The organism is Methanoculleus methanifontis (assembly GCF_030464365.1).
GTDB lineage: Archaea > Halobacteriota > Methanomicrobia > Methanomicrobiales > Methanoculleaceae > Methanoculleus > Methanoculleus methanifontis.
Genome location: NZ_VCYI01000009.1, coordinates 61,832 through 83,966, shown reverse-complemented (window position 1 = coordinate 83,966; position 22,135 = coordinate 61,832). Strand labels below are relative to the sequence as shown.

The window sequence follows — 22,135 nt, the reverse complement described above, 5'->3', positions numbered from 1 at the left end:
CCCGGAGATACTACCGCAGGAGACGATAGGTTTCGCGGTCTGTTTGGCAATCCAGCACCTTCGCCTCATGGCAGATACCCGTCCACGTACTCGAGGAACCGCTCCACGACGGCCGTCAAGTAGGGCCCTTCCTCGTAGGCTGTGGCGAGGGTCAGGCGGTCGCGGAAGGTGGAGGCGATCAGCAAAAACCCGTACGGCCAGCAGGTGCAGGGGTGGTACTGGACGTCCAGGAGATCGAGCATTGCACCGTCCTTTCCGGGGATGGGGAGGTAATCGCCGGGGTCGAAGACCCCGAGGTTCGAGAAGACCGGGTTCTTCTGGCCGGACGTACGGTAGCGCTCGATCATATCGTCGAAGAACGCCCGCACCGCCGCCATCCCGCCTGCCATGAGTTCCTCGTAGAAGAGGATCGCCGCAACGCCGAGACTCCCTGCCTTCCGGCGGGCCGTTATCGCCGTCACCCGGCCGATGATATCCTCGAGCCGCGCCCCCTCCCCGGAGGAGAGGGTGACCTCGTAGGCGATGGAGAGGTTCGTGAGCGGGCAGTCCTCGTAGAGGCCGGGATACCTCCTCCGCAGATCGGCCGAGGTCAGGAGCGACCGGGGCTCCTCCCGGTCAGCGGGCTCGTCCCGGATCTTCTGGAACGCAAGGAAGAACGCAGCGATAAGGACGTCGTTCACCGTAGCACCGTGCTCTCTCCCGAACGCCTTTATGCGCCCGAGCCGTTCGGGGGAGAGCGTCCGGCGGGCGATACGCGGCGTCCCCCTCCCGGTCTGCTCGACCGGAAAGCGCCACCGGTCGATGAATTGTTCCTCCTCCGCGAGCGCCTGCTGCCGTTCTTCGTCGGAGTAGAGCGCAAGGATTCTGTCCGTGCTCCGCTCGTAAGGCTCGCGGGGCGGCGGTCGGAAACCGGGGTCGTCCGCGATCCGCCGGTAGGCCGCAAAGAGGTCCCGGGCAAGGGTGAGGGCGCCGGTGGCGTCGCAGAAGCCGTGGTGACAGGAGACCGTCACCAGATCGCCCTCCTTCCTCCGGTAGAGTGCGACCCGCACCTGCGGCCCGGTGCGGACGTCGAGCGGGGACGGAGGCGTGTGGAGGGGTTCGTCCCCGTCGGCCTCGACCAGGACAAACGCTTCCTCCCACCGTTCCTCCGGGATCTCCTCCCAGACCGGCCGGTCGTCAACCTCCGCGAACCTCGACCGGAGGTAGGGGTCGGACGCAACGACCCTCATCGTCGCCGCTCTCATGGCCCCTTCGTCGACTTCGCCGTCGAGTGCGAAGACGACGTGCATCGTCGGATCGTAGATCCGTTCGAAATAGACGTTGAAGATATCGAAGGCCGGTGCGGGATGGTGAATCGAGGAAGGGAGCATGCTACCAGTAGTCTCTCTGTTCGAGGATAACTGCTTTCTCGTTCGCCTTTGTGCAGGAGATCTCCGATGGTTACTCAAGCATCCGCCGGCCGGGGATACGGGCGATGAACGGCGCTCCTCTCCCGGCGAGAGATCGGCGTTGCCGGTCGGGAGCACAAACGTTTTTTGATGGTAAGAGGTCACGGGATGGTGCAGGGGACAAGGATGAAGAGAAAGATCATCGATATCGACGAGGAGAAATGCACCGGGTGCGGGCTCTGCATCCCCGACTGCCCGGAAGGTGCGCTCCAGATCATCGACGGGAAGGCGCGGCTCGTGAGCGACCTCTTCTGCGACGGGCTCGGTGCCTGTATCGGGACGTGCCCGGAGGGGGCGATCTGCGTCGTCGAACGGGAGGCCGGGCCGTATGACGAGCGGGCGGTGATGGAGAAGATCGTGCCCCAGGGAGAAGGGGTCATCAGGGCGCACCTCGAGCATCTCCTCGGCCACGGGGAGGAGGGGCTGTACCGCGAGGCCGTCGAGTACCTGAACGAGAATGCTGTCCCGGTTCCACAGCACGAGACCGCGGTCGGTGGTGCGACATGCCCGGGTTCCGCTGCGGTGAGCCTTCCGCGAGGGGAGACTGCGGAGGCTGAACGTGCCGGGCGGATAGAGTCGGAACTGAGGCAATGGCCGATCCAGTTGCAACTCATGAACTCCGCAGCCTCGTACTTCGACGATGCGGATCTCCTCGTCTCCGGGGACTGTGTTCCCTTTGCATACGCGGATTTCCATCGTGACTTTCTCCGCGATAAGATCGTGATCCTCTTCTGCCCGAAACTGGATTCGGACGTCGAGGGCTACGTCACGAAACTCGCGGAGATATTCTCGCTGCATGCGATCCGCTCCATCACCGTCCTGCATATGGAGGTTCCCTGCTGCAGCGGGGTGCGGTACGTCGTGGATCGGGCGCTGGAACGCTCGGGAAAGGAGATCCCGGTAAAAGAGCACACCATCCTGATCAGCGGGAGGGTCGCGGAGGAGGGTGAGGGGACGATTCAGCGCCGGGGTTCCGGGATGGGCCGGGGCCACGGGCCCGGCCTTACCGCCGCGAGACGTACCGGCTCCCCTTCAGGTAAAACCGGAGAGGGAGGTCCGCCGCTTTCGTGATCCCGATCCGGGTCGTCTGCACGATATCCTCCGGCCGGAACTCCGGCGGGTTCGCGGACGATCTGACCTGGAGCGGGCCGTCGCGAAGGGAGGTTCCGTTCAGGTCCATGGTGATGCCGAGCGCCTGCGTCAGTTTGCCGGGCCCGCTCGCGAGCGAGAGGAGGTCGTCCGTTCCCCGCCGTGCCTGCATGAGGTCGATCCCGGTGACCGGCTCGAGCGCCCGGATGAGGACCGCCTCCCCTGCCCCTTCCGCCCCCGTTACGACGTTGACACAGGTGTGCATGCCGTAGATCCGGTAGACGTAAGCGTGTCCTGCCGGGCCGAACATAGCCCGATTCCTCTTCGTCACGCCGCGGTAAGAGTGGGCCGCCGGATCCCCCTGGAGGTAGGCCTCGACCTCGACGATCCGTCCGGCTGTCGCTGTCTCTTCGTGGTGGACGAGCAGGCATCCCAGCAGGTCCTTTGCGACGGTTACGGTATCGCGTTCGCAGAATGTAGCAGGAAGGGTCATGTTGGTCTGGTCTTATCCTGAAAGATCTCTTCTGCCCGCCCATCAACGTTCCGGATGACGGCCTCGCGGTAGCGAACCTGAGTCGGGTAAACGCGTGAACCGGTGCAATACGTGCCGAACTGTCAAGTTTGTCAAACAGGGAACCATTGGTGCCCGCTGAGATTTGCCGGGGGTCGTTTCACAAACGATCCCCCGAGACGACCTAACGATTAAATACCGGGGACGCCACAAGAGATATTGTTACTACCCTATAGCACCCCTCATCAGGAGGTTTTGGATATGAAGAACGGATTTGCAATAGATATCGAAACCGAGACCGTAAAGAACACCGAATTCCGCAGGGTCCTTTATACGAGTAATTTCAGCCAGCTCGTGCTGATGCGCCTGAAGCCCGGTGAGGAGATCGGTGCGGAAGTGCATGACGACGTCGACCAGTTCTTCCGGTTCGAGGAAGGGGAAGGGGTTGTTGTGATCGACGACACGAAGCACACCGTCAAGGACGGCAGCGCGGTGATCGTGCCGAACGGCGCGAACCACAACGTTGTCAACACCTCAAAGACCGCCGATCTCAAACTCTACACGATCTACTCCCCGCCGGAGCACCGGGACAAGGTTGTGCACAAGACCCGCGATGAAGCAATGGCGGACGAAGAGCACTTCGACGGGAAGACGACTGAGTGATTCTTCTGGGATCGCTCTAAAACGTATCTTTTTTATCGGTATAGTTAAAGGCCGGAACGCCTTCAGTCGCGTTTGATCTCGCCACCCGCCTCCCGGATCGTCGCCTCGATATGCTCGAGGAGAGCGGTGTCGTGAGTGGCGAAGTCCAGCAGCGGAAACCCTGCCACGAGGGGGATGGGCTTGAAGATCGCAAGTGGCGCTTTTCCGTCTTTCTCCGGTTTCTCGCCCGGGGCGATGACGGCGGCCGTCCCGTCCCCCCAGACCGCGAGGTTTCCGTAGCCCTGTGCATCCCATAGTTTCTGGATGATCTCACGTGTGTGCAACATTATCTGTTCCCAAAAGAGAAGGTGCGTGAAGAGGGTATCAAACCTCCGGCATGGCATCGGGGCAAAATATGAGGTGGCGTTCTTCCCCTACCTCACCGATGGCACGTCTTTTTCTCTGGCCTTCGCAGGAGGCGCTCGTTCTCCCGTAAAGAGGTGGTCGACACCGAGAATCGTGTTCACCCAGGCCCAGTCGTCGCTGAACTGGACGATCATCAGGACGATGAGCGTGAGCGGGACGGCAAAGATCATCCCGGCGACGCCGAGCGCCCATCCCCAGAAGATGACCGAGAGGATGACCACGAGGGCGGGGATGTCGAAACGCCTCGATGCGAAGTGCGCAAAGATCGGGTTTTCCACGAGAGCGTTCAAGATCACGACGGCTGCAACCACCGCGATCGCGCCCCAGATCCCGAACTGCAGCCAGGCAAAGAAGATCGCCGGGAGTGCGGCGATGATCAGGCCGATGTAGGGGATGTATGAGAGCAGGAACGTCAGTATGCCCCAGAGTACGGCCGCGTGCACCCCCATCACCCAGAGGAAAGCACCGAAGAGGAAGCCGTGGACGAGGTTTGCCTCGGTCCTGACGATGACAAAGTCGATCAGGAACCTGCTCATGCGGGAGAATGCCTCGACGCTCTCGGGCTTGTTCGTCACATTTTGTATGCGCTCAGGCATCCGCGGCGCCTCAAGGAGCATAAAGATCGTCGTCACCGCTATGAAGAAGAGGTAGAGCAGGAGATCCGCGATACTGATAGCTGATGAAGAGAGGAATCCTGCGAATCCCTGCAGGTTCACCGAGGATGGTGAGAACGAACCCGTGCTGATCCCGTACCTGCCCAGGAGGGCAAGGATCTCTGAAAGCCTGGCGGTCAACTCCCGCTGGTAGAGAGGGATAGCCGAGACCAGATTCTCGAACGAGAAGAAGACGAGGTAGCACATCAACAGGACGGCAAGGCAGGCGATGATGGTGACCACGCCGACGGCGGCGGTCTCGGGAACCCCTCTCGACCGGAGCGCTTTCGTTGCGGGGTACACGATCATGGCGAGGATAATCGATACGGCGATGATGGTGATGATGTACGCGATTGCCTGGATCCCGATGATGAGGAACACCACTGCCGTCAGCAGGAGTATGGTGCTCACGTGCCTGGGAAAGACCGGAGTTTCTGTCATCCTGAGTGAGAGTTTCAACGGAAACTATATTAATCCCGCGAAACGCGGCGGAACAGGTAATAATCCGGCCATGGTATGCGTTTCCTCCGCTGTCGTCGGGCTGCCTGCGTTGCTGTCGCCGCCCGGGTCTTGAAGGCAGAACGCGTAAGGATATCCGCTCGAACGATCGAAGAGTCAATATTAAGGCACCGCAAGCATGATTGATATTCACTGATGATACTCACCCTCGAACTCATTCTCGTCGGCGTAGCGTTGCTCTTCCTGATCAGCATCGTTGCAAACAAGTTCTCGGAGCGTCTGGGCGTCCCTGCCCTCCTCATCTTCCTCGTCGTCGGGATGCTTGCGGGCTCGGAGGGTCCCGGCGGAATCCCGTTCGACGATCCTGTGCTTGCGCAGGTCATCGGGATTGTTGCGCTTGCATACATCCTCTTCTCCGGCGGTCTCGACACCCGGTGGGAGCAGATCCAGCCTGTCCTCTGGCAGGGGGTCGCTCTTTCGACGGTCGGCGTTGTTCTGACCGCTACCCTGCTCGGCGGGTTCGCCGTTCTGGTTCTCGGGTTCTCTCCGTTAACAGGCCTACTCCTTGGTGCGGTCGTCTCGTCCACCGATGCGGCGGCAGTCTTCTCGATCCTGCGAACGGCACGGGCCCGCCTGAAGGGAAACCTGCGGCCGCTCCTTGAGTTCGAGTCGGGGAGCAACGACCCCATGGCGGTCCTGCTCACCACCGGGATCATCGGCCTGATCCTTACCCCGGGTTCGTCGATCTTCAGCCTCGTCCCGACGTTCGCGCAACAGATGGCGGTCGGCGGCCTCATGGGCTACGGGCTCGGCATGTTCACGGTCTGGTTCATCAACCGTATCAAACTGGAGACCGAGGGTCTGTACCCGGTGCTCACCCTCGCGATGGTGCTGCTGGTCTACGGGCTGACCACTACCATCGGCGGAAACGGGTTCATCGCTGTCTACCTCGCCGGTCTTATCATTGGTAACAGCGTCATCGTCCACAAAAAGAGTCTGATCAGGTTTTACGACGGAATTGCGTGGTTGATGCAGATCGTGATGTTCCTTGCGCTCGGGCTGCTCGTCTTCCCCTCGCAGCTTGCATCGGCGTTCGTCCCCGGCCTTCTCGCCGCCCTCTTCCTGATATTCATCGCGCGGCCGATTGCCGTCCTGCTCACGTTGCTCCCCTGGAAGATGCCGATGAACGAGAAGGCCCTGGTCTCGTGGGTGGGGCTCCGGGGGGCCGTCCCGATCATCCTCGCGACCTACCCCCTCGTTGCAGGGGTGCCGGACGCAGCCGTTATCTTTAATATCGTCTTCTTCATCGTCATCTTCTCGGCGCTCGTGCACGGGACATCGATCCCCTCAGTCGCCCGCTGGCTCGGCCTTGCCGCCCCGCTCGAGGAGACACACAGGCTCTCCCGGGAGTTCGACGTAAACCCCGATACTCCGAGCGAGTTGCTCGAACTGGTCATCCCTCCCGACGCTCCGGCAGTGGGAAAACAGGTCGTCGATCTCGGGTTGCCGGAGGGTGCCCTTATCATCATGATGCAGAAGCGGGAGGAACGTTTTGTCCCGGGCGGCAGCACCGTCATCGAGGCCGAGGACACGCTTCTCTTCCTGACGATTGGCGACCTGGCGGATGCCGTCCGGTTCTGTCTCCTCAACTGTGAAGAGCCGCGGAACGTCACCGGTTCGCCGCATATCCCGGAGAACTGCTCCTGCACTGGAATCATTGGGAGAGACTGCGACCGGGCCAGTCCAGAACAACCTGTTGCGCTTACGGGTTCAGTCATCCTCTCCGGGGACTGCACCGCAACCGTATTGAGCATGGCCTGGGACTTCGGCGACGGAGCGACCGGTGAAGGCGAGATCGCGAGCCACGCCTACGCCGCGGCGGGAACCTACACGGTCACGCTGGTTGTAACACTCAGCGACAGCACCACCTGCCGGGCAACGACGGATATCACGGTGACCGCTCCGCCGGAGCCCTGCTCCTGCTCGGCAATCATCACGACCAGTGGGAACTCGTTCCACGGCGAGGCCGATATCCAGGGCGACTGCTCCGTGACTGACTGGGCATGGGACTTCGGCGACGGAACGACCGGCAGCGGCCAGGACGTCACCCACGACTACACGGCGGAAGGAACCTATACGGTCACGCTGACCGTGACGCTCGATGACGGGAACACCTGCCAGGCGACGACCCAGGCCTTCGTGATCTTCTGACGCGTCGGAGAAAAGAGGCGGGAAGATGAAATCCTCCTCTCTCCTTGATACGCGGGGTGGGGGTCACGCTCCGGCGACAGCGACCTCGAGACTCTCCTCTTCAAGGTTATCGGCGTGAACCTCGTCGCGGTTTAAGACGGCAAGGGTGGCGACGGCGAGGTACGCCAGCGTACAGCGGAGCAGCAAGGCCTCCTGCGGCTGATCCTGCTATGATCGCCCCTGTAAGCAGCGAGAGGGAAAAAACGTCGACCGCGGCGTTTTCATGCAGAGGGTGTCGAAGTCGCGGATAATTAAGGTGTCTCCATAGGGCAGCGCACCATTCTGCTCACGAATCGGGATCGGGATCCCGGTTCGCCGGTTTGAGCGTGAACCTGAATGCCGCCCCGTCCTCCGGCCGGCCGGGCACGCGATCCTCGATCCAGATTCGCCCACCGTAGCGCTCGATGACGGTTCTGCAGATGAAGAGTCCGAGCCCGTCACCCCTCCCCCGGGCTTTCCCTCGCTCGAACCGGTGGAAGAGCTTCTTCTTCACGTCGTCGGGCACGCCGGGCCCGTTGTCCTCGATCGCCACCAGCACCTCGCCGTCCCGCTCCTCCGCCCGGACGACGATCTCCACGCCCGGTCCGCCGAACTTGACGCTGTTGCCGATGAGGTTCATGAAGACCGTGGAGAGGAGGTTGTCCGCCTGGACCTCGAGCGGTGGAATTTCGCGGCGAATCGATGCGTAGCGGAAGTTTCTGGCCTCTTCACTGACGGTCGCGCTGAGGTCGACCGGAGAAAATCCGGTCGAACTGGTATGAATACGCCTGATCGTCGAGACGTTCATGAGGATCTCGGTGCTCCGCGAGATGCTGTCGCGGAGTTTCTGGGCGTAGGTTCTCTCGGGCCCCTCGAGCAGGTCGAGCATGAGGTCGGCGTATATGCCGGAGACGTTGTTTGCGTTCCGGATGTCGTGCGTCATGATGTCGAGGTACAGGTTTGCCTCCCGGTGCGCCTCCTCCAGACTGGCGATCAGCCGACTTCGCTCCTCCTCGGCCTGTTTCCGATCGGTGATGTCGCGTGCGTTCACGATGAACCCCCGGGCGCTCCCCTCCCGGAGCAGGTTCGCACCCGTAACGTCAAGGATGATCCACCGGCCGGCAGCATCCCTGACCCTGACCTCGAACGTGAGTCTCGCTGATTGGCGGGGTACTCCGGTTCTCACGGCTTCAAGGGCCTTTGGGGCGTCGCCGGGGTGTATGAGGTCGAGCACGTCCGTGCCGATGAGGTTGTCGGGCTCATAGCCCCCGATCTGCTTCACCGAAGGGCTCGCGTAGGTGATGCGCCCCTGCATATCGAGGAGGATGATGATATCGGATGCGTTCTCGATGAGAGAACGGAAGTGCTCCTCGCTCTCCTGCAGGACCCGGTTGAGATGCACCAGTTCGTTGCTCTTCTCCTGCAACTGCTCGGTGGTGCATTGCAGTTCCTCGTTCTGGACCTCCATCTCTTCGGCGAACTGCTGCAGCTGTTCCAGGAGTTTCTGCTTCTGCGCTTCCGCCCGCTTAATCTCCGTAATCTCCGTTCCGACGGCGATGGCTCCGGTGACATCTCCCTGCGTGTCCCGCAGGGATGTTTTTGTGAAATAGAATGTTCTGTCGCCGGCCGCTTCCTCGAAGGTCTCGGTGGTTCCGGTCTCCATAACGCGCCGCTCGTTGGCAACGACAGGTCCGCCGACCTCCTCGCCCAGGAGGTCGATCACCGATCTGCCGAGCACTTCGCTGGCCGGCCTGCCGATCATCCGGAGCACGGCGGGGTTGCACATAACGAACCGGTTCTGGAGGTCTACAGCGTAGATGGGCGCCGGCGTGTTCTCGCAGATGGCGTTGAGAAGGGCATTGGCCTTCGCGAGCTGGTCCGTGCGTTCGATCACGCGCTCCTCAAGCGTCTCGTTCAACTTCTGCAGCGCCTCCTCGGCACGCTTGCGCTTGGTGATATTGATACCCACCTCCAGAATGTGGGGGGAGCCGTCCGCCTCGGTGAAGGGGAAGTCGAAGATATCGTAATCGTGGTCGTCAGGGCCGGTCCATTCCCAGTGGTGGGGCGCTCCCGTCTTCATGACGTTGTAGGACTCGCAGTTCTCGCAGGGCTCCGAGCGCGAGAAGAGGTAATCGAAGCAGCGCCGGCCGCCGGACTCGCCGAACCGCTCCCGGAAGAAGCGGTTCGCGAAAGGCACGTGATAGTCCGGCGAGAGCAGTATCACGTACGCCGGCAGCGTCTCCAGCACGTCGTAAAGACGTTGCCGCTCGGCCTTCACCGCCTCCTCTGCCCGGGTGCGTTCGGCAATCTCTGCCTGCAGGGCTTCGTTCGACTCCCGGAGCTTCTGGGTGCGTTCCAGGACCCGCGTCTCCAGTTCGTCGTGCGCTCTCTGCAGCGCCTCTTCTGCCTGTTTGCGCCCGGTGATGTCGTGGCCCTGGGCGATGACCGAGGAGACCGTTTCCCGGTCGTTTTCGTACACGGCGGCGGAATTCCAGAGGACCGTCCTGATCCTGCCGTCCGCTGTGAGTATGGGGATCTCGACGACTTCCCAACGCTCCCCGGCGGTTGTCTTCCAAATGAGATCCATCAGTTCTTCCCGCCGGTTCTCGGGGAAGAGGATCTCCGGCGACCGGCCGAGAACCTCGCTCGCGGCCCGTCCCGTCAACCGTTCGAAGGCGTTGTTGAACCTCGTGATCCTGAGACTCGCATCCCAGACGATGATGGGGGCATTGGCGTATCTGATCAGATTCTCCAGGTACTGGGTCGTTTCGGCCATCTTCTCGAGTGTTTTGTGATCGCGTATCAAAATTCGTTCCTCCTTCGGAAGACGTGTCGTCGAGCGAACCGGTGCTGCGGGGAGCTTGCATCGGCGGTCCGGAGCGGTTTTCCCTCTCTATCTCCCGGTGCCGGCCTTTATGGGAGGCTACTCCGGCGATGTTCTGAGTAGAATGCTTGAATGGAACTGGATTCTTCCCGTAGAACAGTTTTGGGATACGTTTACAATTAACGTTTGGCATTGAGTGCCCGCAAAGACGCACGAAGGAAGCATCTGGCTCATTTTGAGCGCTTAACGCCCTTAATTTGTTATCTCCTCCTCGCAAACTGCCGGTCGGAATAGCCCGACCGGGAGCAGGCGGCGGATGGGCTGTGCGTGAATTCCATTAAGCTGAGGGAGCACTTTTTCCCCGAAAGAGGCGCCGGATACGACGATAAATTCGCTATGCTTTTCTACCCTGATTGCCTTTTTCCTTCATGCGAAAGCGTATCGGTACGACTCATTTTTTTCAAAATTTCCTCTGTCTGTTTGCCGTGCTCCTGCTGGTATCGAATGCAGCGGCATGCACCGTCTTTGCGATAACACCCGGCGCATCCGAAGACGGGTCGATGTATGTCGGGCACACGAACGATGGCGTCGGAAAGGACTGGAGAAACATCGACGACATAAGCCTGACTTTCGTTCCCGCGGCCGATCATGCGGCAGGAGAAAAGAGGCCGGTCTTCTTCGATCCCGACAGCGGTTCGGATGCGGCAGGAGGCGAAGATAGCAGCGACTCAGGCCGGGTTCTTGGGTATATCGACCAGGTGCCGCACACCTACGCCTACTACACCGGCTCGTACGGTATGATGAACGAGCACCAGCTCCTCTCCGCCGAATGCACCGAATACGCGAAGGTCGAGCTCGGTGCGGCCGAAGGAAAGCGGATCTTTTACTCCTCGGAGCTCTCGAACGTGGCGCTCGAGCGGTGCACGAAAGCACGTGAGGCGGTTGAACTGGTCGGCGGCCTGATCGACACCTACGGCTACTACGGAACCGGCGAGACGCTCATCTTTGCCGACCCGGAGGAGGCGTGGGTCATCGAGATCTGCTCGAGCCTCGATGAGGAGGACGGCGGGGGCCTCTGGGTCGCACAGAAGATCCCCGACGGAGAGGTCTTCGTCGCGGCAAACGAGTTCAGGATCCGCGAGGTCGTTCCCGGAAACCCCGACCAGATTTACTCGACCGATCTCTTCAGCAAACTCGAAGATGCGGGGGTCTGGTCCCCTGCGGACGGCACCCTCGACTGGCTCGAGGCTGTCAGCTACGGCGAGTATGCGCATCCCTACTACTCGCTGATGCGGGTCTGGCGCATCCAGGACCGGCTCGCCCCGTCGCTCAACCTGAGCCCGTACGTCGAGAATTCGTACACGAAGGCGTACCCGTTCACCATCACGCCCGACGAGAAGGTCAACCTGACCGGGGCGTTCTCGCTCTTCCGGGACCATTACGAGGGAACCGGGTTCGACCTCACAACCGGCGAGGCCGCTGGGCCGTTCGGGAACCCGTACCGCTACCTGGGGCCCGACGACGGCCACACGGATTTCCAGAACGCGTCGTACATGGAGGTCCGTGCCGGGGCGAATCCGCGGCCGGTCTCGGCGGTCTTCTGCAGTTACAGTTACGTCGCCCAGGCACGCTCCTCCCTCCCCGACCCGGTGGGAGGCGTGCTCTGGTTCGGCCCGGCGGTCGCGTACGAGACGGTCTATGCGCCGTTCTACGCGGGCTCAACGAACGTATCCACCGCATACACGACCGGCGACCGGCTGCAGTACGACCCTGACAGCGCCTACTGGACGTTCGACCTTGTGACGAACTGGGCCATGCTCCGCTACGACGCGATGATCGACGAAATCATCGCAAAGCAGGGCGAGATCGAGGCCGAGTCGATAGCCCTCGTGCAGGAGACCGACAGAGAGGCGGCCGAACTCATCGCCGCCGGCGACAATGAAGAGGCGGCACGTCTCCTCACGGACTTCACGGTCACGCGGGGCGATGAGATCATCGATGAGTGGCACGCCCTCACGGGCACGCTGATCGTCACGTACTCGAATGGCCTCATCACCGACCCGGCGACGGAGGCGGTCGAGGAGCCCGGGTATCCGGCGTGGTGGCTGAACGAGACCGGGTACCAGTACGGGCTGCGGGTCTACCCGCTTGAGGAACTCCACGCTGCCGACGGGCTGAACTATACCGGCAACACTGTCCGGGCTCCGTTGAACGCGACGTTTGCGGACATCCGGGAACTCATCTGATCATCTTTTTTTGGCCCTAACACCAGTCGCGGGTCGAAAATGCTTCGCATTTTCTCCAGCTCCTGCTGGGGCGCCTGTTCGCTGGTCGAAAGAGTTCCCATTCTCCGAACACCAGTCGCGGGTCGAAAATGCTCCGCATTTTCTCCAGCTCCTGCTGGGCGCTTATGCGCCCACCAGTCGCTGGTTACTCCTATCAATCTTCTTCATCACCTTCTCCCAGGAGCCCGTTGTGAGGAAACTCTCCTCCATGAAGCCGACGACCTTCGTAAACTTCTTCATGGGAAAGGCCATCGTCAGGACGTCCGGCGGGACGCAGGGCCGTGCCGAGGGGTCGAACATCCCGAGCACCGCTCGTGGGTTCTCGTTCTGCTGCTCGAGCCATGGGAAGTAAAAGACCGAGCTGCACCCGGCGCCGAAGGGAGAGATGACGCCGTTCGGGTCGGCCCGGTCGAAGTTTGCAAGCGTGAAGAGGCCGGAGAGCACTTCCGGGCGGGCGAAGAAGACGACGGCGTCCGGGTTGTCTCTCTCCGTCAGGTTGTCCCAGCGCTTGAAGACGATGCTCTTTCCCTTCGTCGGAATCCGGGCGGTTCCCCGGTCGAGTTTGTCGACGATCTCCGGTGTCTGCTTGTAGCGCTCCCCCTCCATCTCACCGGGCTTTCCGTAGGAGAGGAAGTAGCGGAAGTCGGGGAACCTCTCGGCGTCGTAGCCGAGGTAGAACCTCCCCCCGCGGCATCCTATTGACTCTTCGGAGAAGGCGAGGCTTTTGCCGTTCCGTACCTTCGTAAGGTCGCAGACGAAGCACCTCCAGCCTTTCGGGGCGGAGGCCTTCTCCACCCCGTCGGTTGGACCCCCGACCTCGAAGGCGATCGGGAGGTCCGTCCCCGGGAAGTAGTTCTCGTGGAGCCGCGTGTAGGCGTCGCGCAGTGCTGTGTCCATATGGGTTTGTCCGGGGCAGCGGGGATTAATATTCTGATCCGCTTGTTGGCGTGGCGCGTCCGGCCTCAGCAGGAACCCGGCGGAGTACCGAGCTGACGGACTATCACCGTCCTTACCGAAAAGGAAGATCTCGACGGGGGAGAGCCGGCTACGGGGAACCGCACACGAGCCGGATCGGCGGGAGAGATCGAAATGCATATATTGTCAACCTGCAACTGTTGACGCATGCCTCTCCCCCTGAACGACAGGCAGTTTGCGTTCTGGAAACTCCGCCGCGGCGGTCTTGTAAACATCCAGATCGCGGACCGCTTCCGCATATCCCGCCAGGCGGTCTCGAAGGCGCTGCTTGCCATGGACCGCAAGGTCGAGGAGACGCTTCTCGAGATGGCGCAGGCAAACCAGATCGAGGTCGAGCGCCTGAATGCTGAGATTGGCGTCCTCTTCGGGCGCTCCGTCCCCTTCAATGCGGCGGCCATCGTCTTCGTCTCGGCGGATCACGGGGTGCAGGTCTGGTACGAGCACGAGGGCGACTGCGGCACATGCCCCCGGTACGCCCGGTGCATCGAGCTCCTCTGGGGCTACGCGGACGAACTGGGGATTGCGCTTACAAAGACCGACGACCCGACCCGTCTGGCCGACGAACTCTTTGCGAAACTCCGGGAGATGGTATGATGCCGCTTCTGGAGACGATCCGGGCATACCTGGGCCGGTGCCCCCTGCAGGCGTCGATGCGGACGGATCTCAAGGTGCGGCCGGCGACGGCCGCGGCGGCGGGGGGGCAGGATGGCCCCCTCCGGGTCGAACCCGGGTGGTGGCGCCGCTATCACAACCAACTCTTCACCATGGCGCTGGCCGCATCGGCGGCGACAGCAGCGGCTTATCTCCTGATCGGGGATGAGTTGGGGTATCCGGATGTGTGGACGGGCCTTGCCATCGGGGCTGGAGGGGCCCTCGGCTTCCTGCTCGGTCACCGGAAGCAGTACGCGCGGGTTGCCGCCGGCGAGTTCATCAGGGCCAACATGAGCCGGTGGCAGCGCGTCATCCGGAACCTGGGCGGGCCGGTGGCCCTCATTCTCTCCGCCGCCATCATGGTGCTTTTTATTCGGAACGAGATGTTCGGCCAGATCATCGGGTTCATGCTGGCCGTGAGCCTCATTGGGTGGGCGACGTACGGTATCACGATCCTCTGGGAGCGCCGACACCACACAACCCTGATCGCGGAGAAGGGGTCGATGTATACCCTGGATACGACAGCGGAGGGTGAAAACGCATGATGCTGAAGGTCACCGGGGCGATACGGAGGCTTATGGGCTGGTGCCCCCTGCAGGCGTCGATGCGGGCGGATCTCAAGGTACGGTCGACGACGGCCGTAGCGGCGGGCGGGCGTGACTGCGTCCCCCGGACCGAGCCCGGGTGGTGGCGACTCCACCACAACCAGCTGCTGGTCGCGGCAATAGCCTTCTCGGCGGCGGCAGCGGCGCTCTTTACCCTGGTCGAGGATGCTTCAGGGCACCTCGCCATGTGGACGGGTCTTGCCGTCGGGGTAGGGGCGCTCCTCGGCTCTCTGCTCAGTTACCGCTCCCGGTATGCACGGGTTGCCGCCGGCGAGTTCGTCAGGGACAACATGACCCGGAGACAGCGCATTGTTCAGTACCTGAGGGTGCCGGTGGCCTCCGTTCTCCTCGCCGCCGTTATGGCGTATTTTGTTCTGGGCGGGATGTTCGACCGGATTCTCGGGCTCATGCTGGGCATATGTCTCATCTGCTGGACCTGGTACGGCCTCACGATCCTCTGGGAGCGCCGGCACAAGGCGATCATGATCGCGGAGTGGGGGTCGGTGTATACCGTGGATACGGCAACAGAGGGTGAACGCGTATGATGAAGTTCTCCGAGACGATACGGAGATGGATGGGCTGGTGCCCGAACGCGGCAGCTGCCGGCACCGTCCGGCGGCGGTATGCAGTGCCGGAGGGCGAGGTCGGTATGGCGAGAGAAGGCAACCGGGATGTGGTGGAGGGTGCACTGGTGGACTACGGCCCAATCGGCACCCCGGGGAGGCTCTTCCTGCTGCTGCTTGCCGGCGCCTCTCTCATCGGGATCCTCCTTGTTACGGCTCCGGCAGCCCTCGTTACGGTTCCGACATTCATTATCCCTCCTGCAGGGAGGCTGTTCCTGCCGGCGATCGTTCTGGGCTACGCCGCCCTGGAGTTATACGGGGCCATACGAAGAGCCTGCATCGAGGTCGCTCGCGACGCCGTCGTCATCCAGCGGCCGCTCTTTTCGCCTATCGTCATTCCAAAGGATGCCATCGTGAAGGCGGAGGTGAAGGAGAACCGACCTCCCCTCTCACCCCGGCTTCTCACGGCAGCGTTCACGGCGCTTTTCATATCGGCGGCCGGCAGTATATACGCTGGATTTTCAGATCCATCTTCCATGCGGTTCATCTTCGGGCTTGCCGCCGCGATCTTCTTTCCGGTGCTCTTCTACCGCACCTACGTGCGGACCCGCTACCTGCAGGTCCTGGTGATAACGACCACGAAGAAGAGGATTGCTGTGATCTACACGGACGATCCCAAACGGATAGCCCGAGTGCTGGAGGTTTCCTGATGGCGGTCTTCATGGAGTATATCCGGAAGAAGCTCGGATGGTGCCCGAACGCCGGCGCCGTCAGACCTGTCCGCCAGCGATATGCCGAGCCGGCCGGCGATATCGGGCTCGGGGCGGCGGCGGGCGGCAACCATGAGATGGTGGAGGGTGCCCTTGTGGACTACGTCAGTCCCCGCCTCTTACCGCTGATGCTCCTTGCCCTCGGCGGGTTCTTCGGGCTCCTCGTAGTAGGCTTCCTGATCCCCCAGTTGCGTTCCGGGTTCTATATCCTCCTCGCCCTCACCTTCACGACGTATGCCGCGGTGCGTCTCTATCTCGATACGAAACAGACAGTAGTAGAGTCCTTCGGGGATGCCATCGTCGTCCGAAGACCACATTCCCGACCGCTCGTCTTCGGAAAGGATGCCATCAGGTCGGTCGAGGTGAAAGAGACAAACCTTCCCATTCCCCGCTGGGCGGTCGCGTTGCTCTTTCTTCTCCTGGTTGCGGGGATATTCTTCGGCCTCGCAGGGAGGGGGTTGACGCAGTTTTTAGGTGGCCAGGTCGTCGACCCCGATCTCTCGTTTCATCTTCTCTTTTCAGCCGGCTTTGTGGTGTATTTGCTAGCGAAGTTATATCACGCCCTTCTCAGTCTGGGGTATCCCGGTTACCTCAAGGTGAGGCTGGAGCCCGCCGGATTCCTCCACGTCTACACCGACGACCCCGAACGGGTAGCCCGGGTTCTGGGGGGTTCCTGATGACGGTCTTTATGGAGTATCTCAGGAAGAAACTCGGCTGGTGCCCGAACGCCGACGCCGTCAGGCCCGTCCGGCGGCGGTACGCCGCGCCGGTCGGCGAGGTCGGGTTCGGGACGGCGGCGGCCGGCAACCGGGAGGTGGTGGAGGACGTGTTCGTGGAGTACACCAGTCCTCGCTTCTTTGTGCTGATGCCGTTTGCCGTCCTCACCTTCCTCCTCCTCTTCGTGATATCCGTCCTCATCCCCTCCCTGTGGCCAGGGCTCATCTTTACCTTCATGGCTGTTTCCCTTCTGGCTTGGGCCGCATGGCGCATCTACTTCGATCCCTACCGAACCATGATAGAATTCTCCGGGACCTCCGTCATCGTCCGGAGATCGCGTGCCCGGCCGCTCGTCTTTGAAAAGGATACGATCAGGTCGGTCGAGGTGAAACAGCCCTACCTGCCCATACCCCGGTGGGCATCCGCGCTGCTCCTGGTACTCATGACTGCAGCGATATTCTTTGCCGGCGTAGGAAACTGGTTGATGCGCTACCCGGGCGGCCCGATCGTCGACCCCGATCTGGGCTTTCTGGTTCTCCTGGCGGTCGGCTGGATGGTGTTCATGCTGGAGTTGCTCTATCGTGGCCTGGTCAGTCTGCGGTATCCCGGCCGCGTCTGGGTGAGGCTGGAGCCCGCCGGGTTCCTCCAGATCTATGCGGACGACCTGGAGAGGGTTGCCGCGCTGCTCGGTTCCCCGCAATGATGGTGCATACCTTTTGACGAGAACCGTCCAACATACAGAGCGACATCCAATGAAGTCCTCTGTACCGAACACCCTCCTGCAACCCCCGACGGAGCAGCCGGCATGACCGATAGTTCCGCCGGCGCTCACCCCTCTTCCCCGCCGCTCGTCGAGTTCCGGAACGTCAGCGTCGTCCGGGACGGCCACAGACTCCTCGAACGGGTATCGCTCACGATCCGCGAGGGAGAGCATATCGCCATCCTCGGCCCGAACGGTGCCGGGAAGTCGTCGCTCATCCGGGCGATCACCCGCGAGTACTACCCCTCCTCGCCGGGCCCGGACGTCACGTTCCGGTTCCGGGGGCGGGATACATGGGATGCCTTCGATCTTCGGTCGCACATCGGGCTTGTCTCCGGCGACCTCCAGCAGACCTTCACCCGCGGCATATCGGGCCGCGAGGTCGTGCTTTCGGGGTTCTTCTCGAGCATCGGGCTCTTCCTCTCCCACAAGGTGACGGACGCGATGGAGCGAAAGGCCGACGAGATCCTCGAGTTCCTCGAGGTCGCGCACCTCGCCGACCGCCCGATGACGGAGATCTCCTCGGGCGAGGCACGCAGGCTCCTGATCGGGCGGGCGCTGGTCCACGACCCGGGCACCCTCGTCCTCGACGAGCCCACGAACAGCCTCGATCTCCACGCGCTCCACACCTTCCGTAAGACCCTCCGGAAGATTGCCCGGGCCGGCACCGGGATCATCCTGGTGACCCACAACCTCCACGACATCATCCCCGAGATCTCCCGGGTCGTCCTGATGCGGGACGGCGCCGTCCGGATGGACGGCAAAAAGGCGGAAGTCCTGACCGATGAAGCCGTCGGCGACCTCTTCCGCGTCCCGGTCCGCGTCCGGGAGGAGGACGGCTACTACTACGCGACGGGCTACTGAAAGACCCCCTGAAACCTCATTTTTCCAATCGACACAACGCTTAAGGCCGGTGACGATCTCTCCCGCCGCCTATACCCCGGCACCAACGTGTGGGGGAATCCGAGAGGAGAGAGAAACATGGTCGAGATTGGCTACAAACTCTTCACCGAGTCGCACAGTGCGCCCGAACTGGTGAACTACGCAAGACTTGCCGAGGATGCCGGGTTCTCGTTTTTGAGCATCAGCGATCACTACCTCCCGTGGATCTCGAACCACGGGCGCGCCGGGTTTGCCTGGTGCACCATCGGCGGGGTATCGCAGGCCACCTCGCGGGTCAGGGTCTCCACCGGCGTGACCTGCCCGCTGATACGTTACCACCCGGCGATCGTCGCGCAGGCCGCCGCAACCGCCGCCACGCTGATGCCGGGAAGATTCGAGCTCGGGCTCGGGACGGGCGAGAGTTTGAACGAACACGTCGTCAGCGGCGTCTTTCCGACATCCGAGCCGGTGCGGCTCGATATGCTCCGCGAGGCGGTGAACATCATCCGGCTGCTCTGGAAGGGTGGCATGCAGGATTACTCCGGCATCTACTACACCCTCGACAACGCACAGATCTATGAACTGCCGCGGGAGCTTCCGCAGATCCGCATCTCGGCGGAAGGCCCGATGTCGGCGGAGGTTGCCGGCGAGATTGGAGACGCGCTCATCCACTTCGAGCAGAAGCCCGAGGAGGTCATCGAGACGTTCCGCGCTTCAGGCGGCGAGGGTAAGTCGTGCATGATCGAGACCGTGGTCTGCTACGGCCGGAGCGTTGACGAGGCGAAGCGCACGGCATACGAGTGGTTCCCCGTGGCCGCAAACAAGGGAGAGCTGAACTGGATCGTCCCCACCCCGACGCAATTCGAGCAGTTGCAGCAGATGGTGACACCGAACGATGTTGCAAAGAACGTCCTCTGCGGCCCCGACCCGCAGAAGATCATAGAGAAGGTGGGCAAATTCGTCGATATGGGTTACGACAGCATCCTGCTTCACCAGGTCGGCCCGGAGCAGAAAGAGTTCATCAACCTCGCGCACGACGTCATCCTGCCCGAGTTCGGGATCAAGCCCCCGCGGCCTGAGTCCGGGGGCAGGATGGTTCCCGGCCCCGCACGGTGAGCCGGAGGCCGGTGAACCTTTTTTTTACGGTCGGTGCGACGCCCCGGGTCCGGTAATGCTACCCGCGTGCTCTTTTCCCGATATACCACCCGACAACCGCACCGACCGCAATGCCCCCAATCACACCCGGTATTCCGGCAAGCATCTGTCCTACGACCATTCCGAACATCACTCCGATAATGGCATACCAGAATGCAGTGTCTGCCATGCCCTCCGGTGAGCCCCTCTGCCGCATGTAACTACCGGGACAACACTTAAGGTGCCGGTGCAGTATCCCGGAACGGGATGACGGAGAATGCCAGTGCCATAATCGTCCGCGACCTCATGGCGGAGTTCGCCGGCCTGACCGGGCTTGACCCGCCTCACGACCGCCCGCGGCGCTACCTCTGGACGGATGCTTATGCGGTCTGCAACCATCTCGAACTCTTCCGCCGAACGGGCGATGCGACCTACCGCGACCTCGCCCTCCGCCTCGTCGACCAGGTCCACCACACCCTCGGCCGGCACCGCGACGACGACCCGCGGACCGGCTGGATCAGCGGTCTTTCCGAGGAGGAGGGCGAGGCGCACCCGACCCGGGGCGGCCTCCGGATCGGAAAACCTCTTCCCGAACGAAGGCCTGATGAGCCGTTCGACGAGCGGCTGGAGTGGGACCGGGACGGGCAGTATTATCACTATTTGACGAAGTGGATGCACGCGCTCAACCGGGTGAGCCGGGTCACTGGAGATCCGATCTATACCTGGTGGGCGGTGGAGCTTGCAGGGATCGCTCATGCCGCGTTCACCTACGCCCCCTCCTCCGGCGGCAAGAGGATGTACTGGAAGATGAGCATCGACCTCTCCCGACCGCTCGTCCCTGCCATGGGCCAGCACGACCCACTCGACGGGTTCGTCACCTACAGCGAGCTCCAGGCGGCGGCAGGGGGGACCATTCTCTCGGTCGAGATCGCCGATATGGCCCGCATCTGCCGGGGTGGGAACCTTGCCACGGACGACCCGCTCGGCATCGGCGGCCTTCTCTTTGATGCCGGAAGGATCGTGCAGATCCTGGAGGGTTCCGGAAGAATAGGGCAGCTCCCCGGCCGTGCCGGATCCGCATACGAAGACCTGCTGGCTTCCGTCCTCGAGGCGGCCCAATCAGGCCTCGCACGCTTTGCCGGGGGCGGGACGCTCCGCTACCCCGCGGACTACCGTCTCGCCTTCCGGGAGCTCGGGCTCTCGATCGGGATCCGGGGGGTCGGCCCCCTCGCGGAACGGGTCCGGGAGAACCCGGCCCTCTCCCGGCGGGCGGACGCTCTCATGCGGTATGTCCCGCTCGCCGATGAGATCGAGCACTTCTGGATGGACTCCGAGAACCAGAAAGCCGGCACCTGGATGCAAAATCGGGAGATCAACACGGTGATGCTCGTTACCAGCCTTGCACCGGAGGAGTTCCTGGCGATCTGAGGCCGCAGCTCCCGCAACTCTCCTTCCTGGGGACGCCGTCACCCATACTATTTTAAGGAGAGGCGATAAGGCTGGATATGATTGGAGGAAAGAATCATGGCATCCAGACTGATGGATTACTTCAACAAGCAGCCGAGGATCGGCCTTCTCAGCACCGCAAACAAGGAGGGAAAAGTCGATGCGGCAATCTTCGGTTCGCCGATGATGGTCGACGAGAAGACCGTCGTCATGGGGCTCGGACAGAACCGCACGTTTGAATACCTGCAGGAGAACCCGAACGCCGTCTACACGATTGTCGAGAGTGGAGAGACGATCATGGACTGGAAAGGAATCCGGGTCTACCTGAAGATGAAGGAGTATGCGACCTCAGGGGAGATGCTGGACAATTACCGCAAGCAGATTGCCAAAGTCGCGGGCGAGGATGCGGCGGCGATGATCCACGCCTCAGTGACGTTTGAGGTCGCTGAAGCCCGTCCACTCGTTGATATGGGCCAGAGCTGGGAACAGTCAATCTGATTTTTTTTCTGGAAAATCTTTCCGCGAAAGGACGCTGTCGGTCAATCATCAACCGCCGGGGCAAGGGGGCACCGGGTCCAGGAGGTCGGGCAGGAACTGCCGTTTTCCGTGCGCAGTCCCGGGAAGTCAGTGCAAGGTCGTGCGGGGTGCCGCCTGCCATATCGCCAGGAGCCGCGCATCTGTTGCAGCGTGGACAATCGCAGGTTGTTCTTCATCCGTAAGACCTTAAAAACGCACATACCACATCTGACTATACCTCCCTGCTGGTGGAAGTGAGTGCTCGTCCGGTGCCGTGAAACATCCAGAATCTATGCTCCCGACCACCGCATGGGCCACATTGCATATTCCGCCGTCAGCGGGCCGGACCTTCATCGCCTGTAATGGCAGCAACTCTTACCGCTGGATACCTTGCGTAATGGGCGACGCAAATACGCCCGGTATGCCGGATCCGATGTAAGCCAAAACAGAATGGATGGTTTCATGAAAAACGTCAATTAAACCTGTTTCTGGGGGATTTATGCCCATTCAGGCTCTTTTTGTGGTTGGGAAACACATGTATGGTACAAGT

General features: G+C 61.8%; 22 protein-coding genes. 14 read left to right on the top strand and 8 right to left on the bottom strand.

Annotation, left to right across the window (positions count from 1 at the left end; genetic code table 11):
• Window positions 1-65: 65 nt before the first annotated feature.
• Window positions 66-1,370 carry a condensation domain-containing protein gene (locus FGW20_RS08055; RefSeq protein WP_301677569.1) on the bottom strand — a complete coding sequence of 435 codons (1,305 nt, stop codon included), beginning with the start codon at window positions 1,368-1,370 and terminating at the stop codon, window positions 66-68.
• Between the two features lie 204 nt (window positions 1,371-1,574).
• Between FGW20_RS08055 and FGW20_RS08050 the strand changes: the two genes are divergently transcribed.
• Window positions 1,575-2,519, top strand: coding sequence for an ATP-binding protein (locus FGW20_RS08050; protein ID WP_437178575.1), 945 nt, complete (start codon window positions 1,575-1,577; stop codon window positions 2,517-2,519).
• On the opposite strand, the gene FGW20_RS08045 is transcribed toward FGW20_RS08050, so the two are convergent.
• Window positions 2,452-3,030, bottom strand: coding sequence for a DNA-3-methyladenine glycosylase (locus FGW20_RS08045; protein WP_301677567.1), 579 nt, complete (start codon window positions 3,028-3,030; stop codon window positions 2,452-2,454). The genes FGW20_RS08050 and FGW20_RS08045 overlap by 68 nt on opposite strands.
• 279 nt (window positions 3,031-3,309) lie before the next feature.
• On the opposite strand from FGW20_RS08045, the gene FGW20_RS08040 reads away from it, so the two are divergent.
• A complete protein-coding gene (locus FGW20_RS08040) occupies window positions 3,310-3,711 on the top strand; it encodes a cupin domain-containing protein (protein WP_301677566.1) in 402 nt (133 codons plus the stop codon).
• A gap of 62 nt (window positions 3,712-3,773) precedes the next feature.
• Here the strand turns inward: FGW20_RS08040 and FGW20_RS08035 are convergent, their stop codons facing one another.
• Both FGW20_RS08035 and FGW20_RS08030 read right to left on the bottom strand, forming a co-directional pair.
• Window positions 3,774-4,037 carry a hypothetical protein gene (locus tag FGW20_RS08035; RefSeq protein ID WP_301677565.1) on the bottom strand — a complete coding sequence of 88 codons (264 nt, stop codon included), beginning with the start codon at window positions 4,035-4,037 and terminating at the stop codon, window positions 3,774-3,776.
• Between the two features lie 87 nt (window positions 4,038-4,124).
• On the bottom strand, window positions 4,125-5,210 hold the full coding sequence (locus tag FGW20_RS08030) for an AI-2E family transporter (protein WP_301677564.1): 1,086 nt from the start codon (window positions 5,208-5,210) through the stop codon (window positions 4,125-4,127).
• A 213-nt stretch (window positions 5,211-5,423) separates the two neighbouring features.
• Between FGW20_RS08030 and FGW20_RS08025 the strand changes: the two genes are divergently transcribed.
• The gene (locus tag FGW20_RS08025; RefSeq protein ID WP_301677563.1) at window positions 5,424-7,439 is read left to right on the top strand and encodes a potassium/proton antiporter; all 2,016 of its coding nucleotides are present in this window, start codon (window positions 5,424-5,426) and stop codon (window positions 7,437-7,439) included.
• Window positions 7,440-7,502: 63 nt separating this feature from the next.
• On the opposite strand, the gene FGW20_RS08020 is transcribed toward FGW20_RS08025, so the two are convergent.
• Both FGW20_RS08020 and FGW20_RS08015 read right to left on the bottom strand, forming a co-directional pair.
• Complete coding sequence (locus tag FGW20_RS08020) at window positions 7,503-7,625, bottom strand: hypothetical protein (RefSeq protein WP_301677562.1); 123 nt, start codon at window positions 7,623-7,625, stop codon at window positions 7,503-7,505.
• 139 nt (window positions 7,626-7,764) lie between these two features.
• A complete protein-coding gene (locus FGW20_RS08015; RefSeq protein WP_301677561.1) occupies window positions 7,765-10,233 on the bottom strand; it encodes a PAS domain-containing protein in 2,469 nt (822 codons plus the stop codon).
• A 533-nt stretch (window positions 10,234-10,766) separates the two neighbouring features.
• On the opposite strand from FGW20_RS08015, the gene FGW20_RS08010 reads away from it, so the two are divergent.
• Complete coding sequence (locus FGW20_RS08010; RefSeq protein WP_301677560.1) at window positions 10,767-12,527, top strand: dipeptidase; 1,761 nt, start codon at window positions 10,767-10,769, stop codon at window positions 12,525-12,527.
• A 162-nt stretch (window positions 12,528-12,689) separates the two neighbouring features.
• Here FGW20_RS08010 and FGW20_RS08005 read toward each other — a convergent pair whose 3' ends face one another.
• Entirely contained in the window at window positions 12,690-13,463 is a 774-nt protein-coding gene (locus FGW20_RS08005) for a DUF169 domain-containing protein (RefSeq protein ID WP_301677559.1), read from the bottom strand.
• Window positions 13,464-13,688: 225 nt separating this feature from the next.
• Here FGW20_RS08005 and FGW20_RS08000 point away from each other — a divergent pair, with 225 nt between their 5' ends.
• The 8 genes from FGW20_RS08000 (at window position 13,689) to FGW20_RS07965 (ending at window position 19,605) form a co-directional block, all read left to right on the top strand.
• Window positions 13,689-14,135, top strand: coding sequence for a hypothetical protein (locus tag FGW20_RS08000; protein ID WP_301677558.1), 447 nt, complete (start codon window positions 13,689-13,691; stop codon window positions 14,133-14,135).
• Entirely contained in the window at window positions 14,132-14,737 is a 606-nt protein-coding gene (locus FGW20_RS07995) for a hypothetical protein (protein ID WP_301677557.1), read from the top strand. The genes FGW20_RS08000 and FGW20_RS07995 overlap by 4 nt, the downstream gene beginning before the upstream one ends.
• Window positions 14,734-15,342, top strand: a complete 609-nt coding sequence (locus FGW20_RS07990) for a DUF1673 family protein (protein WP_301677556.1) — start codon at window positions 14,734-14,736, stop codon at window positions 15,340-15,342. Before FGW20_RS07995 ends, FGW20_RS07990 begins: the two co-directional genes overlap by 4 nt.
• Window positions 15,339-16,070, top strand: coding sequence for a DUF1673 family protein (locus FGW20_RS07985; RefSeq protein ID WP_301677555.1), 732 nt, complete (start codon window positions 15,339-15,341; stop codon window positions 16,068-16,070). Before FGW20_RS07990 ends, FGW20_RS07985 begins: the two co-directional genes overlap by 4 nt.
• The gene (locus FGW20_RS07980) at window positions 16,070-16,807 is read left to right on the top strand and encodes a DUF1673 family protein (RefSeq protein ID WP_301677554.1); all 738 of its coding nucleotides are present in this window, start codon (window positions 16,070-16,072) and stop codon (window positions 16,805-16,807) included. Before FGW20_RS07985 ends, FGW20_RS07980 begins: the two co-directional genes overlap by 1 nt.
• Window positions 16,807-17,550, top strand: a complete 744-nt coding sequence (locus FGW20_RS07975) for a hypothetical protein (RefSeq protein WP_301677553.1) — start codon at window positions 16,807-16,809, stop codon at window positions 17,548-17,550. The genes FGW20_RS07980 and FGW20_RS07975 overlap by 1 nt, the downstream gene beginning before the upstream one ends.
• 102 nt (window positions 17,551-17,652) lie before the next feature.
• On the top strand, window positions 17,653-18,471 hold the full coding sequence (locus tag FGW20_RS07970; protein ID WP_301677552.1) for an ABC transporter ATP-binding protein: 819 nt from the start codon (window positions 17,653-17,655) through the stop codon (window positions 18,469-18,471).
• 117 nt (window positions 18,472-18,588) lie between these two features.
• Window positions 18,589-19,605, top strand: a complete 1,017-nt coding sequence (locus FGW20_RS07965; RefSeq protein WP_301677551.1) for a TIGR03557 family F420-dependent LLM class oxidoreductase — start codon at window positions 18,589-18,591, stop codon at window positions 19,603-19,605.
• A 58-nt stretch (window positions 19,606-19,663) separates the two neighbouring features.
• On the opposite strand, the gene FGW20_RS07960 is transcribed toward FGW20_RS07965, so the two are convergent.
• A complete protein-coding gene (locus tag FGW20_RS07960; protein WP_301677550.1) occupies window positions 19,664-19,813 on the bottom strand; it encodes a hypothetical protein in 150 nt (49 codons plus the stop codon).
• Between the two features lie 77 nt (window positions 19,814-19,890).
• Between FGW20_RS07960 and FGW20_RS07955 the strand changes: the two genes are divergently transcribed.
• Together FGW20_RS07955 and FGW20_RS07950 are read left to right on the top strand one after the other, a co-directional pair.
• Window positions 19,891-21,051, top strand: a complete 1,161-nt coding sequence (locus FGW20_RS07955; protein ID WP_301677549.1) for a hypothetical protein — start codon at window positions 19,891-19,893, stop codon at window positions 21,049-21,051.
• Between the two features lie 96 nt (window positions 21,052-21,147).
• Window positions 21,148-21,567, top strand: a complete 420-nt coding sequence (locus FGW20_RS07950; protein WP_301677548.1) for a pyridoxamine 5'-phosphate oxidase family protein — start codon at window positions 21,148-21,150, stop codon at window positions 21,565-21,567.
• Window positions 21,568-22,135: the final 568 nt, after the last annotated feature.

Coding starts and splice junctions, on each gene's coding strand:
- FGW20_RS07950 (WP_301677548.1), top strand. CDS start 21,148: ATGGCATCCAGACTGATGGATTACTTCAACAAGCAGCCGAGGATCGGC.
- FGW20_RS07960 (WP_301677550.1), bottom strand. CDS start 19,813: ATGGCAGACACTGCATTCTGGTATGCCATTATCGGAGTGATGTTCGGA.
- FGW20_RS07955 (WP_301677549.1), top strand. CDS start 19,891: ATGACGGAGAATGCCAGTGCCATAATCGTCCGCGACCTCATGGCGGAG.
- FGW20_RS07975 (WP_301677553.1), top strand. CDS start 16,807: ATGACGGTCTTTATGGAGTATCTCAGGAAGAAACTCGGCTGGTGCCCG.
- FGW20_RS07980 (WP_301677554.1), top strand. CDS start 16,070: ATGGCGGTCTTCATGGAGTATATCCGGAAGAAGCTCGGATGGTGCCCG.
- FGW20_RS07985 (WP_301677555.1), top strand. CDS start 15,339: ATGATGAAGTTCTCCGAGACGATACGGAGATGGATGGGCTGGTGCCCG.
- FGW20_RS08045 (WP_301677567.1), bottom strand. CDS start 3,030: ATGACCCTTCCTGCTACATTCTGCGAACGCGATACCGTAACCGTCGCA.
- FGW20_RS07990 (WP_301677556.1), top strand. CDS start 14,734: ATGATGCTGAAGGTCACCGGGGCGATACGGAGGCTTATGGGCTGGTGC.
- FGW20_RS08055 (WP_301677569.1), bottom strand. CDS start 1,370: ATGCTCCCTTCCTCGATTCACCATCCCGCACCGGCCTTCGATATCTTC.
- FGW20_RS08000 (WP_301677558.1), top strand. CDS start 13,689: ATGCCTCTCCCCCTGAACGACAGGCAGTTTGCGTTCTGGAAACTCCGC.
- FGW20_RS08035 (WP_301677565.1), bottom strand. CDS start 4,037: ATGTTGCACACACGTGAGATCATCCAGAAACTATGGGATGCACAGGGC.
- FGW20_RS08005 (WP_301677559.1), bottom strand. CDS start 13,463: ATGGACACAGCACTGCGCGACGCCTACACGCGGCTCCACGAGAACTAC.
- FGW20_RS08050 (WP_437178575.1), top strand. CDS start 1,575: ATGAAGAGAAAGATCATCGATATCGACGAGGAGAAATGCACCGGGTGC.
- FGW20_RS07970 (WP_301677552.1), top strand. CDS start 17,653: ATGACCGATAGTTCCGCCGGCGCTCACCCCTCTTCCCCGCCGCTCGTC.
- FGW20_RS07995 (WP_301677557.1), top strand. CDS start 14,132: ATGATGCCGCTTCTGGAGACGATCCGGGCATACCTGGGCCGGTGCCCC.
- FGW20_RS08015 (WP_301677561.1), bottom strand. CDS start 10,233: ATGGCCGAAACGACCCAGTACCTGGAGAATCTGATCAGATACGCCAAT.
- FGW20_RS08025 (WP_301677563.1), top strand. CDS start 5,424: ATGATACTCACCCTCGAACTCATTCTCGTCGGCGTAGCGTTGCTCTTC.
- FGW20_RS08040 (WP_301677566.1), top strand. CDS start 3,310: ATGAAGAACGGATTTGCAATAGATATCGAAACCGAGACCGTAAAGAAC.
- FGW20_RS08030 (WP_301677564.1), bottom strand. CDS start 5,210: ATGACAGAAACTCCGGTCTTTCCCAGGCACGTGAGCACCATACTCCTG.
- FGW20_RS07965 (WP_301677551.1), top strand. CDS start 18,589: ATGGTCGAGATTGGCTACAAACTCTTCACCGAGTCGCACAGTGCGCCC.